The 26,759-nt window shown below is 35.2% G+C and carries 23 protein-coding genes; 10 read left to right on the plus strand and 13 right to left on the minus strand.

What is annotated here, in order from left to right; all coding sequences use genetic code 11:
• Positions 1–12: 12 nt before the first annotated feature.
• The 4 genes from Q0783_RS13820 to fumC form a co-directional block, all read right to left on the minus strand.
• A complete protein-coding gene (locus Q0783_RS13820; RefSeq protein ID WP_298896072.1) occupies positions 13–576 on the minus strand; it encodes a hypothetical protein in 564 nt (187 codons plus the stop codon).
• The gene (gene hutI, locus Q0783_RS13825) at positions 560–1,795 is read right to left on the minus strand and encodes an imidazolonepropionase (RefSeq protein WP_298896074.1); all 1,236 of its coding nucleotides are present in this window, start codon (positions 1,793–1,795) and stop codon (positions 560–562) included. Before hutI ends, Q0783_RS13820 begins: the two co-directional genes overlap by 17 nt.
• A 104-nt stretch (positions 1,796–1,899) precedes the next feature.
• Positions 1,900–3,327, minus strand: coding sequence for a T9SS type A sorting domain-containing protein (locus tag Q0783_RS13830; protein WP_298896076.1), 1,428 nt, complete (start codon positions 3,325–3,327; stop codon positions 1,900–1,902).
• Between the two features lie 81 nt (positions 3,328–3,408).
• Complete coding sequence (fumC, locus tag Q0783_RS13835; protein WP_298896495.1) at positions 3,409–4,806, minus strand: class II fumarate hydratase; 1,398 nt, start codon at positions 4,804–4,806, stop codon at positions 3,409–3,411.
• Between the two features lie 209 nt (positions 4,807–5,015).
• Between fumC and Q0783_RS13840 the strand changes: the two genes are divergently transcribed.
• From Q0783_RS13840 to Q0783_RS13850, 3 genes are all read left to right on the plus strand, one after another.
• Entirely contained in the window at positions 5,016–6,383 is a 1,368-nt protein-coding gene (locus tag Q0783_RS13840; protein ID WP_298896078.1) for a metallophosphoesterase, read from the plus strand.
• A gap of 6 nt (positions 6,384–6,389) precedes the next feature.
• Positions 6,390–6,857 (plus strand): hypothetical protein, encoded by a 468-nt coding sequence (locus Q0783_RS13845; RefSeq protein WP_298896080.1) that lies wholly within the window; start codon positions 6,390–6,392, stop codon positions 6,855–6,857.
• Positions 6,858–7,005: 148 nt separating this feature from the next.
• On the plus strand, positions 7,006–7,182 hold the full coding sequence (locus Q0783_RS13850) for a hypothetical protein (RefSeq protein ID WP_298896082.1): 177 nt from the start codon (positions 7,006–7,008) through the stop codon (positions 7,180–7,182).
• Between the two features lie 73 nt (positions 7,183–7,255).
• Here Q0783_RS13850 and Q0783_RS13855 read toward each other — a convergent pair whose 3' ends face one another.
• The 6 genes from Q0783_RS13855 to Q0783_RS13880 form a co-directional block, all read right to left on the minus strand.
• Positions 7,256–9,682 (minus strand): TonB-dependent receptor, encoded by a 2,427-nt coding sequence (locus tag Q0783_RS13855; RefSeq protein ID WP_298896085.1) that lies wholly within the window; start codon positions 9,680–9,682, stop codon positions 7,256–7,258.
• Between the two features lie 135 nt (positions 9,683–9,817).
• Positions 9,818–10,279, minus strand: coding sequence for a hypothetical protein (locus Q0783_RS13860; protein ID WP_298896087.1), 462 nt, complete (start codon positions 10,277–10,279; stop codon positions 9,818–9,820).
• A 1-nt stretch (position 10,280) separates the two neighbouring features.
• Positions 10,281–10,622 carry an arsenate reductase (glutaredoxin) gene (arsC, locus tag Q0783_RS13865; protein WP_298896089.1) on the minus strand — a complete coding sequence of 114 codons (342 nt, stop codon included), beginning with the start codon at positions 10,620–10,622 and terminating at the stop codon, positions 10,281–10,283.
• Positions 10,615–11,292: a hypothetical protein gene (locus tag Q0783_RS13870; protein WP_298896091.1), complete on the minus strand. Its 678-nt coding sequence runs from the start codon at positions 11,290–11,292 to the stop codon at positions 10,615–10,617. Before Q0783_RS13870 ends, arsC begins: the two co-directional genes overlap by 8 nt.
• Before the next feature lie 4 nt (positions 11,293–11,296).
• A protein-coding gene (gene prfB / locus Q0783_RS13875) for a peptide chain release factor 2 (RefSeq protein ID WP_298757348.1) occupies positions 11,297–12,407 on the minus strand; the annotation gives its coding sequence in 2 pieces (ribosomal slippage) (positions 11,297–12,343 and positions 12,345–12,407; 1,110 coding nt in all).
• A 55-nt stretch (positions 12,408–12,462) separates the two neighbouring features.
• The gene (locus Q0783_RS13880; protein WP_298896093.1) at positions 12,463–12,993 is read right to left on the minus strand and encodes a GNAT family N-acetyltransferase; all 531 of its coding nucleotides are present in this window, start codon (positions 12,991–12,993) and stop codon (positions 12,463–12,465) included.
• 282 nt (positions 12,994–13,275) lie between these two features.
• Between Q0783_RS13880 and Q0783_RS13885 the strand changes: the two genes are divergently transcribed.
• Both Q0783_RS13885 and Q0783_RS13890 read left to right on the plus strand, forming a co-directional pair.
• On the plus strand, positions 13,276–15,702 hold the full coding sequence (locus Q0783_RS13885) for a zinc-dependent metalloprotease (protein ID WP_298896096.1): 2,427 nt from the start codon (positions 13,276–13,278) through the stop codon (positions 15,700–15,702).
• Between the two features lie 3 nt (positions 15,703–15,705).
• A complete protein-coding gene (locus tag Q0783_RS13890; protein ID WP_298896097.1) occupies positions 15,706–16,725 on the plus strand; it encodes a GntG family PLP-dependent aldolase in 1,020 nt (339 codons plus the stop codon).
• Positions 16,726–16,728: 3 nt separating this feature from the next.
• Here the strand turns inward: Q0783_RS13890 and Q0783_RS13895 are convergent, their stop codons facing one another.
• Complete coding sequence (locus tag Q0783_RS13895; RefSeq protein ID WP_298896098.1) at positions 16,729–17,052, minus strand: YbaB/EbfC family nucleoid-associated protein; 324 nt, start codon at positions 17,050–17,052, stop codon at positions 16,729–16,731.
• A gap of 92 nt (positions 17,053–17,144) precedes the next feature.
• Here Q0783_RS13895 and Q0783_RS13900 point away from each other — a divergent pair, with 92 nt between their 5' ends.
• The 3 genes from Q0783_RS13900 to Q0783_RS13910 all read left to right on the plus strand — a co-directional run bounded on the left by Q0783_RS13900 (position 17,145) and on the right by Q0783_RS13910 (position 21,734).
• Positions 17,145–19,205 carry a S9 family peptidase gene (locus Q0783_RS13900; RefSeq protein WP_298896099.1) on the plus strand — a complete coding sequence of 687 codons (2,061 nt, stop codon included), beginning with the start codon at positions 17,145–17,147 and terminating at the stop codon, positions 19,203–19,205.
• A gap of 74 nt (positions 19,206–19,279) precedes the next feature.
• Positions 19,280–20,317: a pyridoxal-phosphate dependent enzyme gene (locus Q0783_RS13905; protein ID WP_298896101.1), complete on the plus strand. Its 1,038-nt coding sequence runs from the start codon at positions 19,280–19,282 to the stop codon at positions 20,315–20,317.
• Positions 20,318–20,474: 157 nt separating this feature from the next.
• Complete coding sequence (locus tag Q0783_RS13910; protein WP_298896103.1) at positions 20,475–21,734, plus strand: aminotransferase class I/II-fold pyridoxal phosphate-dependent enzyme; 1,260 nt, start codon at positions 20,475–20,477, stop codon at positions 21,732–21,734.
• Between the two features lie 54 nt (positions 21,735–21,788).
• Here Q0783_RS13910 and Q0783_RS13915 read toward each other — a convergent pair whose 3' ends face one another.
• Positions 21,789–22,910, minus strand: coding sequence for a GTP cyclohydrolase (locus Q0783_RS13915; RefSeq protein ID WP_298896105.1), 1,122 nt, complete (start codon positions 22,908–22,910; stop codon positions 21,789–21,791).
• Positions 22,911–22,922: 12 nt separating this feature from the next.
• On the minus strand, positions 22,923–23,903 hold the full coding sequence (locus Q0783_RS13920; RefSeq protein WP_298896107.1) for a transporter: 981 nt from the start codon (positions 23,901–23,903) through the stop codon (positions 22,923–22,925).
• Between the two features lie 102 nt (positions 23,904–24,005).
• On the opposite strand from Q0783_RS13920, the gene Q0783_RS13925 reads away from it, so the two are divergent.
• Both Q0783_RS13925 and Q0783_RS13930 read left to right on the plus strand, forming a co-directional pair.
• On the plus strand, positions 24,006–24,281 hold the full coding sequence (locus Q0783_RS13925; protein WP_298896109.1) for a DUF4834 family protein: 276 nt from the start codon (positions 24,006–24,008) through the stop codon (positions 24,279–24,281).
• A gap of 30 nt (positions 24,282–24,311) precedes the next feature.
• Entirely contained in the window at positions 24,312–26,738 is a 2,427-nt protein-coding gene (locus Q0783_RS13930; RefSeq protein ID WP_298896112.1) for a YfhO family protein, read from the plus strand.
• Positions 26,739–26,759: the final 21 nt, after the last annotated feature.

Below are 26,759 nucleotides of genomic sequence, written 5' to 3' on the forward strand. Positions count from 1 at the left end.
ATTTTTTATGTCTTATTCTGAAATCGCTAAGATACAGGCCTCTCTTATTTTCCACAATTGATTAAAACTAATTCGTAAATTTTCATTCTTAATCCATGTCTTTAAAAAGGATTTGTGGAAATCGACCTTGTAATCACCTATTTGTTCTGGTTCAATAGCAACCTCATATAGCAAAGTATTCTCAAAACTTGGTGTATAATCATTATTGAAGGTAATATCTAAAATCTCACCATTAAGCTTTAAATAACAATGGGCTTCGGGAATATAATCTAATTTGTACTCCTTAAGCACAGTCTTAATTTTTGGTGTGTTTCTAGCGTTCATCTCAAAAACACCTAAGTAGAGCTGAATATCGTCTATGCCATTTTCTATGGCAATAGCTTTTAGTAAAGCGTGTTTTGTTGAGCAAGTACCTTTAAGTTCTTTTAGAACTTGCCTATAATCACTTCGGTTGGTTGTTCTACCATAAGGTAGTTGTTTTACATAATTAAATACCGATTTAAAATCGGTGAGTCCTCGGTCTAAGCATACTTTTGAAAGTGGCTGACGTCCAGATAAATTAAAAGATTTCTCCATTGATAATGACTTTATCTATGAGGTCATCTCCAAAGGCATAAGGTATATAGTAGTAGTTGGGAATGTCCTTGGTTAATATTAAATTCGCTTTTTTTCCTCTGCAGATGCTTCCGTAACTATTAGAAACACCCATGGCGTAGGCACCATTTATTGTTGCTGCATTGATAGCTTCTTCTGGCGTAAGTTTCATTTTAATACACGCAGTAGATACTACAAAGTTCATATTTCCGCTAGGTGTTGACCCAGGATTATAGTCGCTCGCTAATGCTAACGGTAAACCTGCATCAATAATTGTGCGACCAGGTGTATATGGAATACTTAAAAAGTAAGAACATGATGGTAAAGCCACGGGAATGGTCGTTGTATCTTGTAATACTGAAACATCCTCCGGATTTAATTCTTCTAAATGATCCACAGATAAGGCGTTATATTTAACGCCAAGTGCAACACCTCCAAAGGCATTAAATTGATTTACATGTATTTTCGGAATTAAATGATGTGCTTCTGCTGCTTTTAACACGCGCTCAGTATCTTCTAAATCGAAATACCCTTTTTCACAAAACACATCGATGTATTCGGCTAAATGTTCATTGGCCACAGCCGGAATCATCTCATTGACCACCAAATCTATAAACCCTTTTTTATTGTCTTTATAGTCTTTTGGAATAGCGTGTGCTGCCAATAAGGTAGGCTTAACCTTGATAGGGAACTCTTTTTTTAAACGTTTAATTACCCGAAGCATTTTTAATTCGGCTTCAACCGTTAAACCATAACCAGATTTTATCTCAATAGCTCCAGTTCCTGATTTAATAACCTGAGTGAGTCGGTTAGCTGCTTGTTCGTATAAATCGTCCTCTGAAGTGTTTTGTAGTTTTTCTGCTGAATTCAAAATACCACCTCCACGATTGGCGATATCTTCATAGGATAAACCGTTGATGCGATCTACAAATTCTTGAGTGCGATCTCCAGCATAAACAATATGTGTATGCGAATCACACCAGGTTGGTAACACAATTTTTCCTGTAGCGTCAATAATTTCATCGGCCTCAATATCATCAAAATCATCCATGCTACCATACTCTACAATGGTATCGTGTTCAATTAAAACATAAGCATTTTTCAATACTGGCAACACTTTCATGTCATCACCTTTTACAATGGTAACATTGTGTTCTCTTACCTGAAGTAGTTCTTTAATATTTGTAATGAGCAGAGTCATTTAGATGATATAATGATTGACGATATAAATATATAAATCTTTAGCATAAAAAAAGCTGCCTCAAGTCATGAAAAGGCAGCTTTTTTATTTTGTCGGCTAGTTGGTTAGTTTTTTACAAACTTATAGCTAGTGGTATTGTCATTTAATTTAATGATATAAACACCAGTTTTTAATTGAGAAATATCTACACGTTCGTCATTCATTACCTTGGCATTTATCACTTCTTGACCTAAAGTATTAAAAATAGTCATGTCTAGTGTCTCGTTAAAATTACCTTTTAAAGCAATATGAGTTTGTGCTGGATTTGGGTATAAGATTAATTCGTTATTTTCAGATTCAGAAACACCTAGTGTAATCAGTTCATTTTCATACCAAAACACAGTATCATTTGAAAAGCCTACAGATGCAATATCGTTATCACCATCACCATCATAATCATCAACAGTGAAGTCATACATTTGGAAATTGTTATCAGCAACTAATTGTGGTGTTGCACTCGGAGCTGCATTGTCAGCACCTTGAAACCATATAATAGCATCATCTATAGAGCCTCCATCGGTTAGAAGCACATCATTTTCTCCATCATTATTGATGTCTGCTACAACTGCAACAGCTGGTCTATCAATAATACTATCATCAGAAATAGCATTAGCTGTAGAGGTTCCATTTTTAACTTTGTCATACCAGACCACATCACCTGAAAAGTTATCTACCATGACAATATTCAGGTTACCATCGTTATTCACGTCTCCAGTAATCACATTAAATATAAAATTTGTTGCTGTTGATCCACTATCTACAGTAACGGTATCTTTAATCCATGTCACAGCAGTAGAACCGCTTTCAATATATTGATTGTAATAGATTTCAATAGATTGGTTGCCATAATAAGTAACTACAGCATCTAAATCTGTATCACCATCTAAATCTGCGAGATTAATATATAGTGTAGAGTTTCCTGTGCCATTCTCAATATCTGCTTCAGCAGTAAAGTTTCCAGTACCATCACCAGAATACCATTGTGTTCTACTATTTGAGAATGATATGGTTGCAATATCTGTATGGCCATCTAAGTTAATATCACCAGCTACAACTTCACCAGGTCCTATAAGAGCACCATCTATAACGACTTCTGAACCAAAACCACCCATGCCATCACTAAGAAAATACACTAATTTATCCTGATTAGCCGATGTAGCAATAATATCTAATCCAAATTGACCATCAATATTAGCAACGGTAAGTCCGTCAACATACTGTATGGTTGTAGATACTTCAGTTTCAACTGTAAAGTTTCCACTACCATCATTTTTGTACCATTTAATATAATCTTGAGCTGGAGTTCCTCCATTAAAATCGTACGTTGCCATAACTAAGTCTATATCACCATCACCATCAAGATCGCCTGATGCAAATTCATAAGGGTCAGTTCCAGTATTTGGATCTATGGTTTGCACAGCAGCAAAAGGTTGGGCAAACATAAGTGAGCTAAAAAAAGTTAAGCAAATAACGCAGAGTAAAGTTTTCTTCATAATTGTTTTGTTTGTGCAGGCTAATATATATAAAAACACCGACAAATTGGTTTTTTGTCGATGTTTTTATACGTTTTATCGTTATTTTAAATTACCGGTCATATCTTCTGGTTTTACCCAAGCGTCATATTCTTCGGCAGTAACATAACCAAGATTTATAGCTTCTTCTTTTAAAGTAGTACCATTTTTATGAGCCGTGTTCGCAATTTCGGCTGCTTTGTAATATCCAATTTTTGTATTTAAAGCAGTGACCAACATTAAGGAGTTATTTAATAATTCTTTAATTACATGGTGGTTAGGTTCGATACCAGAAGCACAATGCTCTTCGAAGCTTACACAAGCATCACCAATCAATTGTGCAGATTGTAAGACATTGGCAGCCATCATAGGTTTAAAGACGTTGAGCTCATAATGCCCTTGCGTACCTCCAACGGTTACAGCTACATCATTGCCCATCACTTGAGCACAAACCATTGTTAAAGCCTCACATTGAGTTGGGTTTACTTTTCCAGGCATAATAGAACTACCTGGTTCATTTGCCGGAATTATAATTTCACCAATACCACTTCTTGGACCAGAAGCCATCATACGAATATCATTAGCGATTTTATTTAACGATACTGCAATTTGTTTTAAAGCACCATGTGTCTCGACAAGTGCATCATGGGCAGCTAAGGCTTCAAATTTATTCTCTGCCGTAACAAATGGTAACCCTGTGAATTTCGCAATATAGTCTGCTACAAGCTCACTATAGCCTTCAGGTGTGTTAAGTCCAGTTCCAACGGCTGTTCCACCAAGTGCTAATTCGGCAAGGTGAGGTAAGGTATTCTCTAAGGCCTTTAAACCATGATCGAGTTGTGATACATAACCCGAAAATTCTTGCCCGAGTGTCAAAGGCGTTGCATCCATTAAATGCGTACGACCAATTTTTACCACCTCAGTAAAAGCAATCGATTTTTCATGAAGTGTATTTCTTAATTTGATGATTCCAGAAATCGTTGTTTCTACTACTTTTTTGTAAATGGCAATATGCATTCCAGTAGGAAAGGTGTCATTAGACGATTGCGATTTGTTTACATCGTCATTTGGCTGAATGGTTTTTTCACCTTCACCAATTACTTTTCCAGCTATTTGATGTGCTCTATTAGCAATAACTTCATTCACATTCATATTACTCTGAGTTCCAGAACCGGTTTGCCAGATTACCAATGGAAACTGCTCGTCATGTTTACCTTCTAAAATTTCATCACAAACCTGAGCGATAAGGTCACGCTTGTTATCGTCTAGAACATCCAATTCAGCATTCGTATAAGCAGCCGCTTTCTTAAGGTAAGCAAAGCCATAAACAATTTCAAGTGGCATTGATCCTGCTGGACCAATTTTAAAGTTGTTTCGAGAGCGTTCAGTTTGTGCGCCCCACAATTTATCTGCAGGCACATTAACGTTGCCCATTGTGTCTTTTTCTATTCTAAATTCCATATGTGGTTGTGTGTGTTTATCGTACTGCAAAGTTACGATTTTTGATACGTTTTTTCGAATGGTTTTTGGTTTTATTCCTTAGGAAATATTAGCTAATTTCTAATTTGTGTTTATAGTATACACTTGATTGCAAATCAGGTATTTCTACCTTAAAATAGTTGAAGCATAGCTATTAGTTTTACAACATATAAATTTTAAATGTGCTTATTATGAAATCCGTTTATCTTTTTGCCCTTTGTTTGTTTTGTTTTATGTCATTTAGTTGTAAAGATGATAAGAAAACACCTGAACCAAATATTGACAAGCCCAATATAGAAGAAGATATAACATCAAGCTTATTTAAAACCGCTAACTTTCTAACGTTGTCTGATGTGCATCTCGATAAGTCACAGAAGAATGTACCTTATGGTGATATCAATAGTACAGGTATCGATACATGGAATAGAACGATTACAGAGATCAATACGGTCGCAACAACTGTACAACCAAAATTTATGGTATACTTGGGTGATGTGCCAAATTATTTTGATAATACAACAGGTAATATTAGCAAAGTACTTAAAGACCTAAGAACTTTAAAAGGGGATTATCCCATTTTATTCTTACCAGGAAATAATGATACTATGGAAGGTGATTACCATTCGTTTCAAGATGCACCTAACCCTGATGGAGACAATGTTTTTTCATTGGACAAAAGTGCAACAGATCCTTGGCCAATTATCAATAGGAATTCGACGACAACCAAAGTGAACAATTTGGATTTCAGCAAGCAGTTTGGGTTTTATGCTGTCGATTTAACCATTGGTACTGAAACACTACATGTGATAGCACTCAACTCGGTGATTTTTTGTGAACCTACAAGTACTCATCAATATATAGATGACGATAACGTAACGCAACAAAAAGCTGCACAAAAGCAATTTTCATGGTTTGAAAAGAAACTGGATAGTTATGGAGCTAAAGATCATGTGATGATTGTGATGCATATTCCACCAGGATATGATGGTTATGGTCATGGAAAAATGTGGAATGATAATTTGTATGTTAAAAATAAGGACTCGGTAAGTTATCGTGTTCAAAACAACTTTTTAAGAGTGTTGAGCAATAACAAATCAAAACTAAAAGGTGTGCTGACCAGTCATACTCATTTAGATGGCTTACGACGCTTGTATGCCGATGATACCTTTTATAAAAAAGATATGGTGGCTTTGAGTATATCGACACCTGGAATTTCGGTATATCACAGTAATAATCCTGGATTTAAATCCTTTAGCTATGACATAAGCAATTTTGATTTGATAGATTTTACGACTTATTATGCCGAGCCAACTGCAAAATCTGGAAATCATCATTATGAGGACCAAGACTTTAAATACCAGTCAAAATCATATACGTTTAAAGAGACTTATGATATTAAGGATCCAAAGATGACTATCTTTTCTGCGATTAATGGGATGCAGCATCGTCATATTATTAATGCGTATACCAAGCAGATTTTATATGTAAATTCTAATGATAAGCGTCCAACCGAAAAATTTGATTTTGACCTGGCTTTGGATGTGGTATTCCAGAAATAAGAATATATGACAGAGGGACTTGTAGAGCACATTACTGGATTTTTAGAATCTATAGATATTAAGGTCATCAAGACCAACTTAGATGACGACACTTTTTTACCAGGCATACAGTTGCAAGGGCAATGCATTTTAATAGATGAAACCAAACTCAAATATCCTGGAGACCTGCTGCATGAAGCAGGACATATAGCTGTAACTGAAGCCAAGCTGCGACCATATATTGGTACAGATAAGATGGAAGTAGACTGGCCGACACAAGGTGACGAGATCGTCGCCATTTTATGGTCTTATGCGGCATTACAGCATTTACAACTCGACCCAAGTATTATCTTTCATGAGCATGGTTATAAAAAAGCCTCGCCTTGGTTTATCGAGCAATTTACGAGCGGAACCTACATGGGATTGCCTTTGTTAAGTTGGATGGGACTTTGCGAGGAGGCAGAGTTTCCTAAGATGCGGAAATGGTTGCGATAATATAATTAGGACTACGTATAGATAATAGTATGTAAAGGTTTAGAATTGCAATACAGAACTTTTCTTCACAACCTGTTAATAAATCTCAAATTTACTATTGCAAAACAATTGGCTTTATTATATCTTTGTGCCAACAAAAAAAAACCACATGTTTGAATTTGACCAATATTTAGGATTTTTAGCATTTTTAACCATCTTAACGATAGGATTCTGGTTAATGATATTTTTATTAACGTTTGTTATTCCTTACTGGATTGGTGGTTCGCTTATTGAGCGTTTAAATGAGATTAAAGAAGAAAAGAAAGCAAAGCGAGCAGCACACTAAGCTCTTTGCTATTAAAATATAAAAGGAAACCAATTTGGTTTCCTTTTTTTATGTCTTATAGTTTTGACTTAGCCTAGCCGCTAAAATCAAAATCATCGCCACCACCATTACGTCCGCCATTTTGTTGTTGACGCTGTTTCTGTTGGTTAAAGCGGTAGGTAAAGGTGAGGTTAAAACTACGTTGTCTAAATTGAAATTCACCATCAGCAATAAACGTAGGTGTTGTCGATGTAAATTTTCGTTTTCTTGAGTTAAATACGTCACTCACATTCACTGCTAAAGATGCTTTGTCTTTAAGCAAATCTTTACTAAATGCTAGATCCATAGAAAATATACCTTCACGAACGGTTTGTGCATCTTCACTTGGTCCACGATAAAAGAGTCGCGTTTGCCAATCGATACTTCCAGGTAAGGTATATTTATTATTAATTCTTGCAAACCAGCTAAAGTTCTCTGCACCAAAATCTGTGCCTTCAAAAAAGCCTTCTGTGACCGATTTGAATAAATTTAGGTTTCCGTTTACATTCCATTTTTTTGATGGTCTATAGGTTAAGGTAAATTCAAATCCGTAACGATCGTTAGTTGCTAAGTTAATTGGTGAACGTCTAATAATAGGTACTTCTGTTCCGCCAACGATAGCTGTGTCACCTGTATCCAAACTCACAAAGGTAAAGACGTCTGTAGCCCTTGTATAGTAGATCGATGAGTTGAGTGTCATCTTTCCGAAGCGATTCAAATAGCCTAAGTCTACAGTATTTGAGTAACTCGGATCTAAATCTGGATTTCCTTGGAATAGGTTAGTGGCACTACTTCGTGAAGGGAAAGTATTGATAAAACGAGATCGCGGACGACGAATTCGTCGGTTGTACCCTAAAGTGATACTTTGCTTCTCAGAAATCTCATACCCCAAATTTACAGTAGGGAAGAGGCCTGTATAATTTTTACGATCTAAACTTCCAGAAGTGACCTGATCAATTGTGATACGTGTACTTTCCATACGAAGCCCTAATAAATAAGAAAATTTATCTTTAATCTTGCTTCCAAATTGCGAGTATACAGCATTTACATATTGACGAAATATCAAGTTATTGCTTTGATCAGTATCGAGCACAAACGTACCATTCTCATTAAATTCTAAGGTGTAATCGGTATCTAACTCTTCGAAAGTTCCGCGATAACCAAATTCAAAATTACTTTGTTCACCAATCGGTCTGGTGTAATCCATTTGTAATAAGACTTCATCCTGAGTTTCAGCAGTACGCACACGTTCGGCAGCATCACCATCTTGTGCAATAAGTGATTGTTCAACCTCGCCATTATCTTCATACTGAAAATCGAAAGTCAAACGATGCTGACTATCACCTCCAAATTGCTTATCGTAGTTAAAAGAATACTGTCTAGTAATATCGGTTTCTTCTTCTGGATCTAAACGAATGGACTCATTAATCAAATTTCTATTACTGTCAAATTCTCTAATTACATTAGAATTGTCATTGTTTTGATCACTATCGCGATATAAAAAAGAAGCAGTGATTGAAGACGTTTCATTGACATACCATTCAACACCAAGATTGGTGTTAAAACCTTTACTTTTTCTATCAAATGTTCTAAACTCATTAAAAAAGGTGTTAGGATCATCATCATTGAAGAATTCGGTTTTTGTGGTTGCATTTCCTGGTGATTCTCTATAACGATAGCCAGACGTATTAAAAAAATTAAAGTCTCCAGTTCTGTAGTTGATATTTCCTGAAGCACCTGCTTGCGTTGGATCTCCAGCATTAAGGGTAACTGCACCATTAAGACCTTGAAGTTTACTACGCCTTAAAATAATGTTTAGAATTCCAGCAGTTCCTTCAGCGTCATAGCGAGCAGAAGGAGAGGTAATCACTTCAACTCGTTCTATCGATTCGGCTGGCAACTGACGCAAGGCATCAGTAGAATTTAAACCTACCAATCCAGATGGTTTTCCATTAATAAGGATTCTAACATTCTCATTACCTCGTAAAGCTACATTTCCTTCCACATCAACAGATACTGAAGGTACATTATCTAGAACATCACTTACTGTTCCGCCTCTAACAGTAAGATCGCGACCTACGTTATAAATCTTTTTGTCAAGCTTTATTTCGACAGTCGTTTTTTCTGCAACAACTTCAACAGCATCTAAAGCTTCCAAATTGAGAGCTAGAGAGACGGTTCCTAAATTCATATCGGAAGATAGTGTTCGGTCTTCGTAAGTTTTGGTTTTGTAGGATAAGTATTCAACAGACACGTTATAAGTTCCTGAAGGGACTTCGATTTTAAAGACACCTTTATTATCGGTTATACCACCAGTTATAATCTTGTTTTCTGCTTTACTAAAAAATGAAACTGTTGCATATTCCAATGGCGCTTTGTCTTCTGCATCAATAACAGTTCCTGAGATGGTCACCTCATTTTGGGCCATAGCGATTATACTCATAAAGAGCATATATACTAGTAAAAGTAATTTTAATTTCATCTGATGGTTTTATCTTGTTTTAGTCTTTAGATGACCAAAATTAAAATTCCTTGCACTAGGATTTGGTTAATCTTGTGTTAAATAAAAATGGCTCAAAATCTTCTGAAAAGAGTTTGAGCCATTATTATAGTACTTCTAGTTGTTGTCTTTATCTTTCTTTCTTTTTTTCTTCTTCTTTTTCTTTTTCTCTTCTTTTTGATCCCATTTCCCTTTTAAGGCATCCATGATCTTACCCATGACTTCTTCAGAAACCATAGCTTTTACATCTCTAAAATGAATCTTGTCTAGACGTTCTATTTCTGTCTCTCTTTCAAATTTCTTTAAGCCAAGCTTATTGATCTTTGTGAGTTCGTCAAAATAGCTATACATTGTTTGATAGATGATCTCTTTTTGAAAATCATCAACATTAAGTGTAGCAATAAGATCATTAATATAGGCTACTTTCTTTTCTTCGACCTTTGCTTCGTACTTCTCTTTTTCCTTTTCTTCGTTTACAACTCTTGGTGCTTGTCGTTGTTGTCTCCGGTTTCTGATTTGTGCATCAGAAAAGCTTACAAATAAGCTAAACATCATTAAGGTTAAAAAAATCTTTTTCATGTTAAATAATATCTAGTATGATGGATGGTGGTCTGCCAATTACTGCTTTTTTCCCATTAATCACGATAGGACGCTCGATCAATTTTGGATGTTTGGTCATTGCTTCGATTACTTCATCATCTGTTAGTTCTTTTGTTTTAAAATCTGATTTCCAGATTGCTTCGCCTTTACGTACCAAATCTATGGGTTTTATTCCAAGAAGCGAAATAATCTCTTTTAATTTTGCTTCGGAAACTGGCTCGTCAAGATACTTTATAACCTCAAAATCTTTGCCAGAATTTTCCAAAAGTGAAAATCCTTCTCTTGATTTGCTACATCTTGGGTTGTGGTATATTTTAATCATAATAATAAATCTTTCTTTTTAATTCGTAATACATCTTTCCATCTTCATTAAAATAGATTTGATTGATAACATTGCCAACAGAATCTTTTATGGATTCAACAGTTAGTACTCTATTACTTTTTTTGACATTTTCAACTACATGAATCTCAAAAAGTTCATCATCCTTATACTCATATGACATAGTAAGATCAGCTAATTTTATATTACTACTGTCATAGACAACATAAGTGTGTTGGGTTATGTTTTTGTCAATCATAAAAATGTTCATCGTGGTTGAATAACCATCAGATGTTTTTGTTTTGATGAGATATTCTCCTTTTTTAACTGTTTGATAAAAACCAGTTACGACTGTGTCATTTTTTTCAAGATCATATCTTGAGAAGTATCTTCTATCAGAATCATTTTTATAATATAAAATATGACTTAAGCTAACCGAATCGTCTTCAACATAATAATCATTGTATTCTGATACCGTTTTTAAGAAACCATCTCGATCAAAGTTTAAAATTTTTTTTAATGGTGAACTCGCAGGATTATGATAACTTTCATTTTCAATCACTCGTCTTACTTTGCCTTTGAGTTCCTTTAATTCCCAATCGTTAGGTAAACTTTGTTGGCCTAAACAAAATGAAAGAGAAAATAGTAAACACGGTAATATCAATAGTTTCATCACATTATAACTCGTTAGGATTATCTTCTTTTTGTCCCATCATCATTAAATATGACTTTAGGAAAGGTTCTATGTCACCATCCATCACAGCATCTACATTACCAGTTTCATGACTTGAACGTACATCTTTTACCAATTTGTAGGGATGCATCACATAGTTTCTAATTTGACTTCCCCATTCAATTTTCATCTTACCAGCTTCAATATCATCACGTTGAGCCATTTGTTTCTGCAATTCTATTTCATAGAGTTGTGATTTAAGCATTTGCATAGCTCGAGCTCTATTGTCATGTTGCGAGCGGGTTTCAGAACAAGAAATTTGAATACCAGTAGGTTTGTGGGTCAATTGAACTTTGGTCTCTACCTTATTAACGTTTTGTCCACCAGCACCACTAGAGCGCGCTGTTGTGATTTCTATATCGGCAGGATTGATATCAATTTCGATAGTATCATCAACCAGAGGATACACATATACCGAAGCAAAGCTAGTATGACGTTTGGCATTACTATCAAAAGGTGAGATGCGCACCAAACGATGTACACCATTTTCGCCTTTAAGCCAACCAAAAGCGTAATCACCTTCAATCTCTAAAGTTACAGTTTTGATACCAGCCACATCACCTTCTTGAAAGTTGAGTTCTTTTACTTTGAATCCGTTTTTTTCGGCATACATTAAGTACATACGCATAAGCATGCTTGCCCAATCACAAGATTCGGTACCACCAGCGCCAGCCGTAATTTGGAGTACAGCACTTAGCGAGTCACCTTCTTCAGATAGCATGTTTTTGAATTCTAATTTTTCAATAAGGAGTAATGCCTTGTCATATCTATTTTGAACATCTTCTACAGAAGCTTCTTCTTCCTTGAAAAATTCGTAGATCACTTCAAGATCTTCAACTAAGGTTTTAGAAGTATTGTAATCCTGTACCCAACTTTTTTTCTCTCGAAGCGATTTCATTACGATTTCAGCTTGCTTAGAATCGTTCCAGAAATTTGGATCAAATGTTTGCTCTTCTTCGTTTGAAATTTCGATCAGTTTGGCATCTATGTCAAAGGTAGTGCCTTAGTTTGTCAAGGCGTGTATTTAGATCTTTAATTTGATCTGATGTAATCATGGCAAAAAGTTTTCAGCGAAATTAACATATATATTCGTTAGACAAAATAAAAACCTTAGGATGTTTGTAGGTTTGTTGCTGAAGCTAAATTTAAATAACTGTATTCTAGTTTTGTAGTCATAGGAACAAAGGATACTTTTCTATAAAACAAGAACCATTTTTCTTGTCGAGTAATGTAGGGTCTAAATCCGTTTCGATGAAACCCTTTTAAACTCGGAATGTTGTTTTCATCTACAAAAACTATGACTCTATTTATACCTTTATATTGATCTTGGATCAACGTCTTGTAAACAGCATTTGGCATTACACGTAACCCTCTGTAATCAGGATGTGTAAATACACCTTCAATAAGGGCTTCGTCTTCTTTTAGACTTGGAAATATATTACCAAAATAATTGGCAACTTGATTGTTTTGTTGGTGCTTAAATAACCATTGTCTGTATATGGTTGTATTGTCTTTTGTGACAGCCACATAACAGTCGGGAATATTTTCCTGTACAAGTCTGGCGTGGCGCATACCTTCATCAAGAGCATTAACATCTGAGTCTTCAAATAATCTAATAGATAAATCAACTTTTGAATCCACTGAGTTCAAATCTTTCAAATTGACCTCAAGGCCATAGGAATTTACTTTAGAATATAAGCGTGTTGAAATACCATCAAGAATGGGTTTGAAGTTTCCATCTTTAATGAGTATGAGGATTATTTTTAATCTGTCAACTAGGGCTTTCAGTATAACATTTATTATTATAGAGACAAACTCACATCTGCAACTATAAGTTTTTCAATAATAAGACACCATTTCTATCAGGAAGTCACAAATATTATTTGAACGAAATTACGTAGTTTTATAGGATAATTAAACATTATGAAACAAATCAACTTCTATGTTATGCTTTTTTGCTGCGTAACATTCTCATATTCACAGGTTTTAGACAAAAAGGACTTAAAAAAGCAAACTGGCTTTTTTGATTTTCATTATGATGAATCTAAAGATAAAATATATTTAGAAGTCAAAGATCTGAATAAAGATTTTCTATATGTAAATTCACTAGCTACAGGTATCGGTTCAAATGATATTGGTTTAGATAGAGGGCAATTAGGGCAAGAGCGTCTAGTGAAATTTGAAAAAGCGGGTAACAAGTTGTTATTGGTTCAACCCAATTTGAGCTATCGAGCAATTACCGATAATGAACTAGAGAAGAAAAGTATTGAACAAGCGTTTGCGAAGTCAGTGCTATACGGATTTAAAATTTTAGAACATAAGGAAGGCACTTATGTTATTGATTTAACACCTTTCTTGATGCTTGATGCACACGGTGTAGCCAACCGATTAAAATCTGAAGGTGCTTATAAAGTAGATCTTACAAAGAGCGCATTGTCATTAGATAGAACGAAAGCCTTTCCTAAAAATGTAGAATTTGAAGCCTTACTCACATTTAAAGGGCAGCCCAAAGGTCGAAATATTAGAAGTGTGACTCCAACGTCTTCCTTAGTGAGTGTGATCCAACACCATAGTTTTATCGAATTACCTGACGACGGTTATAAGATGAGAGCATTTGATGTACGCAGTGGTGCTATTTCTATGTCATATTTAGATTATGCAACACCAATCCAAGAGCCTATAAGAAAGCGCTATATTATTCGTCATCGTTTGGAGAAAAAGAATCCCAATGCAACAATGAGTGAAGCGAAAGACCCCATCATTTATTATCTAGATCCAGGAACACCAGAACCAGTACGTTCGGCATTGTTGGAAGGTGCACGTTGGTGGAATCAAGCTTATGAATCTATTGGGTTTAAAGATGCATTTCAAGTAAAAATGTTGCCTGCAGATGTCGATCCTATGGATTGCCGTTATAATGTCATTCAATGGGTACATCGCTCCACTCGTGGATGGAGTTATGGAGGCAGTGTTGTCGACCCGAGAACAGGAGAAATTATAAAAGGCCATGTAAGCTTAGGAAGTTTACGTATCAGGCAAGATTTTATGATAGCCCAAGCTTTGATGAATAAACCATTTGCTGAACGTGATGATAATTACCAACCTATGCTTGAAATGGCATTGGCAAGGATTCGTCAGTTAAGTGCGCACGAAGTTGGTCATACGATTGGTTTTGCACATAATTTTGCTGCGAGTACCAACGGAAGAGCCTCTGTGATGGATTATCCGCACCCAACGATTACCATAAAAAATGGAAGTATCGATTTTAGTGACGCTTATGCTGTTGGTATAGGTGAGTGGGATAAAGTTACTGTGGCTTATAGTTATTCTGAATTTGATACGAATACTGATGAAAAACAAGCATTGAATTCTGTTTTAGATGCTGCAAAAAATAAAGGTTTACGTTTTATAACCGACGCTGATGCCAGAGCGCAAGGGGGCGCTCATGCTTTAGCACATCTTTGGGATAATGGTAAAAGCGCTTCAGAAGAATTAGATAATGTATTGAAAGTAAGAGCCAAAGCAATATCAAATTTTTCAAAAGATAATATTCGTCAAGGAGAGCCTTATTCAGTATTAGAAGATGTATTTGTACCATTGTATTTTTTCCATCGTTATCAAACAGAAGCGGCGACAAAAGTGATTGGCGGTTTAGATTATAACTATGCAGTAAAAGGAGATGATCAGAATGTAGTAGAGCCAATTGATGCAAAGACGCAAGAAGACGCGCTGAAAACAATTTTAAACACAATTTCTGCGGAAGCTTTAGCGATTCCAAAGGAAAAATTAGAGCTTTTTCCACCTAGGGCATTTGCCTATGGTAGAGGTCGTGAGTCTTTTTCTGGAAAAGTAGGTGTTGCTTTTGATCCTATGAGTGCAGCAGTTACTGCTAGTGACATGACCTTGAAATTATTGTTGCATCCACAGCGTGTGAATAGAATGATTCAGCAGAAAAGCTTAGATGATAGTCAGCTAGGTTTTGATGAGCTATTGAAGCAGCTTTTAGATAATTCCTTCGGAAAGCAACATAAAGACAACTACATGAATGAGGTTCAACAATTAATAAATGAACGTGTTTTAGTGCATTTGATGAACCTAGCGGTAAATAATCAATCGTTTTTTCAAGTTAAGGCAAAAGTGAATGAGGCGATACTTAAATTACAACTTGAACTTACTATTAATAAAAAACTTCCAAAACATTGGGCTAAACATTCTAGCTATGTTGAGCAATATAAAATGATGATCAAAGAATTTAGAGAGCATCCAGAAAAATTTAAAATAGAGAATACTCCAAAAATACCAGATGGCTCTCCAATTGGAAGCGATTATTGTAATTACAACCAAAACTAACATATGATTATAGATTTAAGAAGCGATACGGTTACCAAGCCAACCAAGGGCATGTTAGACGCCATGATGACAGCTAATGTTGGTGATGATGTCTATAAAGAAGATCCTACAGTGAATGCTCTGGAGCGTCGTTTGGCCAATATGTTTGGAAAAGATCAAGCTTTGTTTTTTCCTACAGGAAGTATGGCCAACCAAACGGCTTTAAAATTGCACACCAATCCTGGCGAGCAAGTTATTTGCGATAAATACTCGCATATATACAATTATGAAGGTGGAGGCGCATCATTTAATAGTGGAATTTCTTGTAAACTGATAGATGGAAACAGAGGCATGTTTAATGCAGCACAGGTTGCAGAATCTATAAATCCGCCCGATTTTTATCACAGTCCGTTAACCACTCTGGTCGAAGTTGAAAACACGACTAATAAAGGAGGAGGAGCTTGTTGGGATTTTGAAGAATTAAAACGTATCAAAGCTGTTTGTGATCATCATAACTTAGGATATCACTTAGACGGTGCACGATTATGGAATGCATTAGCAAATACTAATGAAACGGCTCAAGATTATGGGCAATTATTCGATACAATTTCTGTTTGCTTAAGTAAAGGTCTGGGTTGTCCAATGGGATCTGTGCTTATTGGAAATAAAGATCTCATGCAAGGCGCTATACGAGTACGAAAAATATTAGGCGGAGGCATGCGTCAAGTAGGATACGTTGCTGCTGCTGGTTTGTATGCGCTTGATCACCATTTGGATCGGCTAGGAGAAGATCATAAAAAAGCCAAAGATATTGGAGAGGTTCTAGAAGACTTATCAATAATTAAAAAGGTTGAGACTATAGAAACGAATATTGTCATTTTTGAACTAGAATCTCATGTTGATGAAAGTGAGTTTTTAAAGCAATTGTCAGATCAAAATATTCACATTATTGGAATGGGAAGTAATAAATTGCGAATGGTCACACATTTGGATTATACCAATGCGATGCATGAGCGTCTTTTAGAAATTTTGAATAATTTTTAAAACCTACTTAAACATATCCATACCAGGAATATTTGGCATGCCTTCTTTTGCAACAGCAGCAACTTCAGTTTCATGAACTGTTGTAGCACGAGCAATTGCCTTATTAATTGTAAGAATGAGATAATCTTCTAGCATGTCCTTATCATGGAGTAATTCATCATCTATATCAATAGACTTAATTGTTCTATTTGCGGTAATAGTGACTTTCAACTTTTCGTCATGACTATTCATATCAATCAGAACAGTATGCAAGCGCTCTTTAGTCGCTTCAACTTTCTTTTGGGTTTCTTTAAGTTTACCCATCATTCCCATCATATCTCCAAACATATTGTTAAGTATTAAAATTATGAAAAGCAAAATTACTAAATTGCCACACTTTTAAAAAGAAAAAAGCAAAGCTTATTTCCGAAGAATACTATATGAAGACGACCATTGAAGCTCCTATTGCTAGAAAAATTCCTAAAGAATTAGAAAAACACAACGATATAAGAATTGATAACTACTTTTGGTTAAATCAACGTGACGACCAAAATGTATTGGATTATCTCAATGCTGAAAACGAATTTTATCAACAGGAAACGGCACATACTAAAGATTTTGAAAAATCGCTTTTTGAAGAAATGAAATCTAGAATTAAGGAAGATGATTCGTCTGTTCCTTATAAATACAATGGCTATTGGTATATTGTTCGTTATGAGAAAGGGAAGGATTATCCTATATATACTCGAAAAAAAGAAACCTTAGACGCCACAGAAGAATTGTTATTTGATGGTAATCTGATGGCTGAAGGTCATGGCTACTTTAGATTGGTTGGGTTGAGTGTGAGTCCAGATAATACAATGATGGCTTTTGGAGTTGATACTATTGGTAGACGACAGTATACATTGCAGATTAAAAACCTAATTACAAATGAGGTGTTTTCTGATACTATTGAAAATACAACTGGCTCCTCAACTTGGGCTAATGATAACTCGACCTTATTCTATACAAAGAAAGACGAACTAACGCTTAGGTCTAATAAAATTTACAAACACAAAATTGGAGACATTAAAGAGAAGGATACACTTATCTTTACCGAAGAGGATGATACCTTTGGCGCTGCTGTATTTAAGTCGAAATCAAGAAAATATATAATCATTGCATGTTACAGTACACTCACAAATGAGTTTCATATCTTAAATGCAAATACACCAGATGCTGACTTTACGTTATTTCAACCACGTATTCGCGGATTAGAGTACAGTATTTCGCACTTTGAAGATCATTTTTATATATTGACCAATCATAATAATGCGACCAATTTTAAACTCATGAAAACTCCTGAGCATCATACAAGATTAGAGCATTGGGTTGAGGTCATGGCGCATCGAGATAATGTACTATTGGAGGATATTGACATATTCAAGGGCTATTTAGTTATAAGTGAACGTACTAACGGGCTCAACCAAATTAGAATCAAACGCTGGGATGGTCAAGACGATTATTACTTACCATTTGATAACGAAACCTATACAGCCAATACGGGAAATAATGTAGATTTTGATACTGAAACTTTGCGCTACAGTTATAATTCTTTAACAAATCCGTCTTCTGTGATTGATTTCAATATGAAAACAAAACAAAAGGATATAAAAAAAGAGCAAGCCGTTTTAGATCCTAATTTCGATAAAATAAATTATACATCCGAACGTATTTGGGCTACTGCTCAGGATGGTACTAAGATTCCAATGTCTTTAGTAAGACGACGAGATACAAAATTAGACGGTAATGCTCCTGTTTTGCAATATGCTTACGGAAGTTATGGGTCTACCATTGATCCCTATTTTTCTACAATTAGATTAAGCCTGTTAGACCGTGGTTTTATCTATGTTATTACTCATGTAAGAGGAGGAGAGTACTTGGGAAGACAATGGTATGAAAATGGAAAATTACTGAATAAAAAACATAGTTTTACCGATTTTATTGATTGCTCGAAGCATTTAATTGCTGAAAATTATACATCGCCTAAGCATTTGTATGCTATGGGAGGAAGTGCAGGTGGTTTATTAATGGGTGTTATTGCCAATGAGGCACCAGAACTTTATAATGGCATCATCGCAGCAGTACCTTTTGTTGATGTCGTAACTACTATGTTAGATGATACTATTCCTTTAACAACAGGAGAATATGATGAATGGGGGAATCCTAACGATGAAACCTATTACAACTATATTAAAAGTTATTCGCCATATGATAATATTAAGGCACAATCGTATCCTAACCTAATGATAACAGCTGGTTTGCATGATTCTCAAGTACAATATTGGGAACCAGCAAAATGGGTTGCAAAACTCAGAACTTATAAACAAGATACCAACAAATTGTATTTAGTGACTAATATGGAAGCTGGTCATGGCGGAGCTTCTGGCCGATTTGAAGCTTTAAAAGAAGATGCTCAAGAATTTGCATTTTTACTAGACTTAGAGGGAATTACTTGCTAATTCTAAAAAAAATCTTAATTTTGCGAGGTTTTATGTTTCACATTGAATCAATAGGAAACTGATAAATAGCATTTATGAAAAAAGACATACAAGTGTTTGATAATGTTTTACAGTTAATAGGTAAAACCCCTCTTATCAGATTAAATAAAATGGCTCAGGACTTTGAAGGTGACTTCTTTGCTAAAGTTGAAGCGTTTAATCCTGGTCACTCGTCAAAAGATAGAATTGCACTTCACATCATAGAAGAGGCCGAGAGACAAGGCATCTTAAATCCAGGTGATACTATTATAGAAACAACATCAGGAAATACAGGTTTTAGTATTGCCATGGTGAGTATTATTAAAGGATATGAGTGTATTCTAGCAGTAAGTTCTAAATCTTCTGCGGATAAAATTGACATGTTAAAGTCGATGGGAGCTCATGTGTATGTGTGTCCTGCAAATGTTAGTGCAGACGATCCACGTTCATATTATCAAGTAGCAAAGCGACTGCACAACGAAATTAAAGGTTCTGTTTATATCAATCAGTACTTTAATGCGTTAAACCTTGATGCACATTACCATACTACTGGCCCTGAAATTTGGGAACAAACCGAAGGTCAAATCACGCATTTGGTTGCTTGCAGTGGAACGGGAGGAACTATTTCAGGAATTTCTAAATACTTAAAAGAGCAAAACCCAAATGTAAAGGTAATAGGTGTTGATGCTTATGGTTCTGTATTAAAAAAATATCACGAAACACGTGAGTTTGATGATAAAGAGATTTATCCTTACCGAATAGAAGGTTTAGGTAAAAACTTAATTCCAACAGCGACGGATTTTGATCTTATAGACAAGTTTGTTAAAGTTACCGATGAGGAAAGTGCTCACACCGCAAGAGAAATATCGAGAACTGAAGGTTTGTTTGTTGGCTACACTAGTGGTGCAGCGATGCAAGCCTTAAAACAACTTAATGAAGAAGGGGAGTTTAAAGTTGGAGATAAAGTTGTTGTTGTGTTTCCAGATCATGGATCACGCTATATGAGTAAAGTATATAGTGATAAATGGATGGGAGACCAAGGTTTCTTTGATAGTCAGAGAGAAGTTGCTGAGAAAATTCAGTATATAAAATAAAATAATAGTACAATGCATACAAAACTCCTATCACGTTTAATCGTGGTAGGTTTTTTATGTTTAGTGAGGATATAAACATTGGTTCATAAAAATATTATGCTGTGATAATATAATTACCTAATTTTGTCCCAACTAATAAGACTAAAAACTCGCTTTAATGAAGGATTTATTTGAGAAGATATACAAAGATAAAGGACCATTAGGAAAATGGGCTTCTCAGGCTGAAGGATATTTTGTATTTCCAAAGCTGGAAGGACAGATTTCTAATAGGATGAAGTTTCAAGGGAAAGAAGTGATTACCTGGAGTATCAATGACTATCTAGGTTTAGCTAATCACCCTGAAGTTCGAAAGGTAGATGCTGAGGCTGCTGCTCAATATGGTTCTGCTTACCCAATGGGAGCACGAATGATGTCTGGTCACACAGATCTTCATGAGAAATTACAGAATGAACTTGCTGAATTTGTAAGCAAAGAAGCTGCATATTTATTGAATTTTGGTTACCAAGGAATGGTGTCTACTGTAGATGCTTTGGTATCTAAAGATGATATTATTGTCTATGATGTTGATGCACACGCTTGTATTATTGATGGTGTACGTCTTCATATGGGAAAACGCTTTACCTATAAGCATAATGATGTTGAAAGTTTAGAAAAGAACTTAGAACGTGCCACTAAAATGGCAGAGCAAACAGGAGGAGGAATCTTAGTTATTTCTGAAGGTGTCTTTGGAATGCGAGGTGAACAGGGACGTTTAAAAGAAATAGTTGATTTAAAGAAAAAATTTAATTTTAGATTATTTGTTGATGATGCACATGGTTTTGGAACCTTAGGGAAAACAGGAGCAGGAGCAGGAGAAGAACAAGGTGTACAGGATGATATAGATGTATACTTTGCAACATTTGCCAAATCTATGGCTAGTACTGGTGCTTTTATTGCTGCAGACCAAGAAATCATTGATTATTTAAAATATAACTTACGTTCGCAAATGTTTGCAAAATCGTTGCAAATGCAGCTGGTAGTTGGTGCGTTAAAGCGTTTAGAAATGTTAAAGACCATGCCAGAACTTAAGCAGAATCTTTGGACTATCGTAGACGCCTTACAATCTGGATTGAAAGAGCGAGGCTTTGATATTGGTACTACACAAAGTTGTGTAACTCCAGTATATTTGAAAGGAAGCATTCCTGAAGCCATGGCTTTAGTGCGAGATTTACGTGAAAACTACGGTATTTTCTGCTCTATTGTTGTGTATCCAGTAATTCCTAAAGGCTTGATTTTATTAAGAATGATACCAACAGCAACCCATACTTTAAAAGATGTAGAAGAAACGTTAGACGCTTTTGATGCAATTAGAGATCGTTTGGAAAATGGAACATATAAGCGCTTATCTGCAGCTGTTATGGCAGCAATGGGTGAGTAGTAAATTGAGATATCAAATAAATAAAAATCCGATTCAATTTTGAATCGGATTTTTTCATACAATATCTTTCTTAAACGTACATCGGCGTTTATTAGTAACAGGCTTAAAATTCTTCCATAACTTATGGATTGCTTCATTATCATCCAACTCTGGGCCTCTTATGCACAACTTTATGTCCTTTTCAGAAAATGTCTTATGAAATTCGTGGAATAAGATAGCTGTTACGCCTTTATTTTGATATTCGGGTAAAACACCAATTAAATAGAAAGTAACAGTCTTAGCGTGCTTTTTTGCATGTAATAAATGACGAATTCCAAAAGGAAATAACTTGCCTTTCATTTTTTGAAGGGCTTTCGCATAGGATGGAGTTACAATTCCAAATCCAACGAGTTTATCATTTTTATCTAAAACGAACTTTACATATTCGGGATTCAGAAAGCCAATGAATTTTTTCTTGAAATATTCACGTTGCTCATCATTAATCTCAACAAAGGACGATAAAACAGCATGCGATTTGGTAAATACCTCAAACATTTCATCTGTATAAGGCATTATATCTTTATTCTTATTGAAATTTAAAGCACGAAGCTCATATCGTTTTTTTATTAACGTTTGAACTCTGGAGAAAAATTCAGGAAGAATATTTTTAAACTCCATCACATTTTCAGAATAGCGTTTAGCAACTTCATAGCCTAGTTCTTCAAAATGGGATGCATAATACGGAAGATTATGCCAAGTAATCATACTACCTATTTGATCAAAGCCTTCAGTAAGAATGCCAACTTTGTCTAAATTTGAAAACCCAACAGGACCTTCAACATACTTCAAGTTTTGAGCTTTACCTATCTCATGTACTTTTTCTAATAAGGCCTTAGTGACATTGATATCATCAATGACATCAAACCAGCCAAAGCGCATTTTCTTTTCATTTTTTCCTTTAATCTCGAGCCAATTAATAATAGCAGCAACACGACCAACAATTGTATCGTTTTTATAGGCCAAGAAAAAACGTGCTTCAGCATCATTAAATACTGGGTTTACATTTTTATCAAAGGTCCTAACTTCTTCTTTTATAATAGGAGGCACCCAAGATTTTGAGTCTTTGTTTAGTTTAAAAGGAAATTTGACAAATGCCTTTAAGTCTTTTTTAGAGTGAATTTCTTTTACAGTAATCATAGAGAGCAAGGCTTAAAGACTTCCGTCATCATCAAAATCATCATTTCTTTTCTTTTTCTTGTTCTTCTTTTTAGGTTTTCTATTATCAGCATCACTTCGAGAAGTTCCGTTGTCTATTTCTTTATCTTTATGGAAATCGAAACGGTAAGACATTCCAAAGTTCACACTAAAAACAGAAGGTGTATCTTTTGTGTTAAAGGTTAGTGCAGTATCTAATTGAAAATCTTTGCTCCATAAATAAGCACCTCCAAATCGAAATAGATTGTCGGCATAAAAATCACTCTGAATTCCTTGGGCTTCACCAAAAATAACCCATTGTGGACTGAATGAGTGCGTTAATGTGATGATGTACTGAAAATCTGAATAGTCTGTTCCAATACGATCTTTAATAAGGTTAAGTACTAAAACCCAGCCGCCAGAAAAATTATTTTGCGTTGCAACCATGATTTTAGGGCTAAAACCTTCAACTCCTGGTGCAGTGTAAGGATTGTTCTTAGAATCAAAATTTGCACCAGCATAGACAGCAACTGCAGGAATTAATGATTTCCATTTAAATGAGCGATTAGCATGATAACTGTACAAATTTGGTTTGTCTTCTTCTGCATTTTTATAAGGATCATATACCAAATATTTCGCACCAAAGGTAAAGTTCTTGAAATTTGAGCGTTTGTCTTCTGTAGCTATAGTAGAACGGTTATCTGTAAAGGTGTCGTTTTGATAAGTACCCTCTAAGTTTATTTCTAATTGTTCAAAAAGTAAACCGTAGCGTAATGAAAAATCAGCACCAAATCCAGATACTTCATATTGTAAAGGTGTATGTTCTTCCTTTAAAATGTAAGGGCCAACTTCAATTTGAGCTACATTTGTTCCTACAGAAAACGCACTACGAGAAACGCCTGGTCTGTTAGAATTAATTACTTCGGTGTATTGAGAAAATGTTAACTGGGTGATTAACAAAGTTGTAAATAAAAGCGCTTTTTTAGCAAGGTTCATAGGCTATCGATTTAAGTCAAATATAGAGATTTTATATTTTTTTTAAGTATTTATAACTGTTTTTCAATACAGATAATTGTATTTTTGAATAAATTTAATTTAATGTTACAAGAAGCATCATTATATGGTTTTGTAAGAACCATTCTTATTATACTTTTGGTGTACTACGGATTAAAAATCCTAACGCGCTTATTTGCACCTTATATGGTGCGATATATGTCGAAAAAAATGCAACAGAAATTTGAAGGTCAATTTCAGCAGCATCAACAAAAACAACAGCATAAAGAAGGCGAAACGGTTATTGATAAAATGCCAAACGATAAAGCATCTTCAAATAAAAAAGTAGGAGAGTACATAGATTACGAAGAAATTGACTAATTTTCGAGTCTATTGAAAGTCAATCATTCTATGCAATTTTCATTTAAAAATTTTTTGCCACACGTATTAGTTCTTATTGGTTTTGTGGTTATCTCATTAGCCTATTTTAGTCCTGTTTTACAAGGCAAACAAATCAAGCAAAGTGATATCATGCATTATATTGGTATGGCTCAGCAACAAAAAGATTTTAAAGCTGCTACAGGTGAAGAAACCTATTGGACTAATAGTGCATTTGGAGGAATGCCAACTTATCAATTGGGCGCCAGATATCCACATAATTATGTTAAAAAACTAGATTCAGTTTTGCGATTTCTGCCACGACCTGCAGATTACCTATTTATCTATTTTTTAGGATTTTACGCCTTATTATTGGTATTAAAAGTTGACTTCAAACTTGCTGCTTTGGGCGCATTAGCATTTGGGTTTTCCACTTACCTCATTATTATACTTGGTGTTGGACATAATAGTAAAGCCCACGCCATAGCTTATATGCCTTTAGTGCTAGCTGGAATTGTGCTCACGTTCAGGCAAAAATACATTTTTGGCTTTTTACTCACGGCTATAGCTTTAGCCTTAGAAATTGGTGCAAATCATTTTCAAATGACCTATTATTTAATGCTATTAGTATTCGTTTTAGGTGTTTGTTATCTCATTGACGCCTTTAAAAAGCAAATGTTGCCACATTTTTTTAAGTCTGTAGGAATGATGGTAGTAGCCCTTGTATTAGCCATAGGTCTTAATGCAACTAATATTCTAGCTACACAAGAATACGTTAAAGAAAGTACACGAGGAAAAAGTGAACTTACTATTAATCCTGATGGTTCACCTAAGGAGGCAAATTCTGGACTCAGCAGAGAATACATTACTCAATATAGCTATGGAAAAATGGAAACCTTCAATCTCTATGTTCCTAGGTTATATGGTGGTGGAAATAGAGAAGATGTAGGTAAGGACTCTGAAATTTATAAGTTTTTTAGAAACCTAGGAGCTTCGCCAGCTCAAGCTAGGCAAGAATCTGAAAATGCACCAACATATTGGGGAGATCAACCTATAGTAGAAGCACCTGCTTATGTTGGAGCAGTAGTGATTTTCTTGTTTATATTCGCGTTGTTTTTAGTGAGAGGTCGTCTTAAATGGTGGCTGGTTGGTGGTACAATCTTATCACTATTATTGTCTTATGGAAAGAATCTAGGATTTTTAACCGATTTCTTTATCGATTATGTGCCTTTATACAATAAATTTAGAGCTGTTAGTTCCATTCAAGTCATATTGGAGCTATGTATTCCTGTATTGGCAATTTTTGGTTTGGCACGCTTGTTTAATGATTTTGATAAGGACGAACGTAAACTTAAAGCGCTCAAGATTTCAGTAGCAATTGCTGGTGGATTGGCTTTGTTATTTTTAGTATTTAAAGGGTCTTTTGACTTTGTAGGTAGTAATGATGGTTACTATAGACAGCTTTATGGCGATTACGGTGAAGGTTATATCGATGCTTTGCGAGATGATCGAAGAGGCTTTTTTACCCAAGATATATTGAGAACACTCATTTTAGTGCTGTTATCTGCTGGAACGATCTTTATGTTCTTAAAAAAGAAACTATCAGAAACGCTAGTTGTTATCATTTTTGCAGGATTAATTTTATTTGATCTTGTTGGAGTTGATCGTCGTTATGTGAATACAGAGAACTTTATTTCTGCAGTTAAAGTGAATAAACCGTATCAAGCCAATGCTGCAGATAAGGAAATTATGCAGGATAAAGGGCATTTTAGAGTATTGGACGTGTCTAGTGAAGGCCAGAGTTTACCTGCACGAGCAGCTTATTTTCATAATTCCTTAAGCGGTTATCATGCAGCTAAACTTAAGCGATTTGATGAACTCTTCGATTTTCATATTGCCCGAAATAATATGAACGTGCTTAATATGCTTAACACGAAATATATTATTGCCGAAGAAGAAGGGCAAATATTCCCTTTTGTGAACGAAGATGCTAATGGTAATGCATGGTTTATCTCAGAATTAGAGAAAAAGCAAACTGCAAATGAAGAAATAAAAGCCCTTGATAGTTTGCAAACAGCTATAAAAGCTGTCACGACTGTGTCTAATTTGTCTTCACAGCGTTTTGTTGTAGATTCTCTAGCCAACATTACGTTAACCAAGCATCAACCAAATTATTTAGAATATAAATCGACTAATAACAATAATGGATTTGCAATCTTTTCTGAAATGTACTACGGTAGTGGCTGGCAAGCTACAATTGATGGAAACGAAGTTCCAATACAGTGCGTAAATTATGCTTTACGCGGACTTGAAGTACCAGCAGGAGAGCATGAGATTATTTTTAAATTTGAACCTCAAGTAGTGCAGACTGGAAGCATGATCTCTTTGGGAAGTTCTATTGTATTTGGCTTGTTATTGGTTGGCGGATTCTGGTTTGGATTGCGGCAGCGCAAAGATTAATTTTTAGTCATAAAATTTAAT

The sequence above is a fragment of the uncultured Psychroserpens sp. genome, assembly GCF_947500255.1.
Lineage (GTDB): Bacteria > Bacteroidota > Bacteroidia > Flavobacteriales > Flavobacteriaceae > Psychroserpens.

What these genes read in the sequence shown, in the direction of transcription:
- Q0783_RS13820 (WP_298896072.1), bottom strand. Translation starts at nt 576, where the DNA reads ATGGAGAAATCTTTTAATTTATCTGGACGTCAGCCACTTTCAAAAGTA.
- Q0783_RS13900 (WP_298896099.1), top strand. Translation starts at nt 17,145, where the DNA reads ATGAAGACGACCATTGAAGCTCCTATTGCTAGAAAAATTCCTAAAGAA.
- Q0783_RS13850 (WP_298896082.1), top strand. Translation starts at nt 7,006, where the DNA reads ATGTTTGAATTTGACCAATATTTAGGATTTTTAGCATTTTTAACCATC.
- Q0783_RS13895 (WP_298896098.1), bottom strand. Translation starts at nt 17,052, where the DNA reads ATGTTTGGAGATATGATGGGAATGATGGGTAAACTTAAAGAAACCCAA.
- Q0783_RS13930 (WP_298896112.1), top strand. Translation starts at nt 24,312, where the DNA reads ATGCAATTTTCATTTAAAAATTTTTTGCCACACGTATTAGTTCTTATT.
- Q0783_RS13910 (WP_298896103.1), top strand. Translation starts at nt 20,475, where the DNA reads ATGAAGGATTTATTTGAGAAGATATACAAAGATAAAGGACCATTAGGA.
- Q0783_RS13855 (WP_298896085.1), bottom strand. Translation starts at nt 9,682, where the DNA reads ATGAAATTAAAATTACTTTTACTAGTATATATGCTCTTTATGAGTATA.
- Q0783_RS13830 (WP_298896076.1), bottom strand. Translation starts at nt 3,327, where the DNA reads ATGAAGAAAACTTTACTCTGCGTTATTTGCTTAACTTTTTTTAGCTCA.
- arsC (WP_298896089.1), bottom strand. Translation starts at nt 10,622, where the DNA reads ATGATTAAAATATACCACAACCCAAGATGTAGCAAATCAAGAGAAGGA.
- Q0783_RS13845 (WP_298896080.1), top strand. Translation starts at nt 6,390, where the DNA reads ATGACAGAGGGACTTGTAGAGCACATTACTGGATTTTTAGAATCTATA.
- Q0783_RS13840 (WP_298896078.1), top strand. Translation starts at nt 5,016, where the DNA reads ATGAAATCCGTTTATCTTTTTGCCCTTTGTTTGTTTTGTTTTATGTCA.
- fumC (WP_298896495.1), bottom strand. Translation starts at nt 4,806, where the DNA reads ATGGAATTTAGAATAGAAAAAGACACAATGGGCAACGTTAATGTGCCT.
- Q0783_RS13885 (WP_298896096.1), top strand. Translation starts at nt 13,276, where the DNA reads ATGAAACAAATCAACTTCTATGTTATGCTTTTTTGCTGCGTAACATTC.
- Q0783_RS13860 (WP_298896087.1), bottom strand. Translation starts at nt 10,279, where the DNA reads ATGAAAAAGATTTTTTTAACCTTAATGATGTTTAGCTTATTTGTAAGC.
- Q0783_RS13915 (WP_298896105.1), bottom strand. Translation starts at nt 22,910, where the DNA reads ATGATTACTGTAAAAGAAATTCACTCTAAAAAAGACTTAAAGGCATTT.
- Q0783_RS13920 (WP_298896107.1), bottom strand. Translation starts at nt 23,903, where the DNA reads ATGAACCTTGCTAAAAAAGCGCTTTTATTTACAACTTTGTTAATCACC.
- Q0783_RS13870 (WP_298896091.1), bottom strand. Translation starts at nt 11,292, where the DNA reads ATGAAACTATTGATATTACCGTGTTTACTATTTTCTCTTTCATTTTGT.
- Q0783_RS13890 (WP_298896097.1), top strand. Translation starts at nt 15,706, where the DNA reads ATGATTATAGATTTAAGAAGCGATACGGTTACCAAGCCAACCAAGGGC.
- hutI (WP_298896074.1), bottom strand. Translation starts at nt 1,795, where the DNA reads ATGACTCTGCTCATTACAAATATTAAAGAACTACTTCAGGTAAGAGAA.
- Q0783_RS13925 (WP_298896109.1), top strand. Translation starts at nt 24,006, where the DNA reads ATGTTACAAGAAGCATCATTATATGGTTTTGTAAGAACCATTCTTATT.
- Q0783_RS13905 (WP_298896101.1), top strand. Translation starts at nt 19,280, where the DNA reads ATGAAAAAAGACATACAAGTGTTTGATAATGTTTTACAGTTAATAGGT.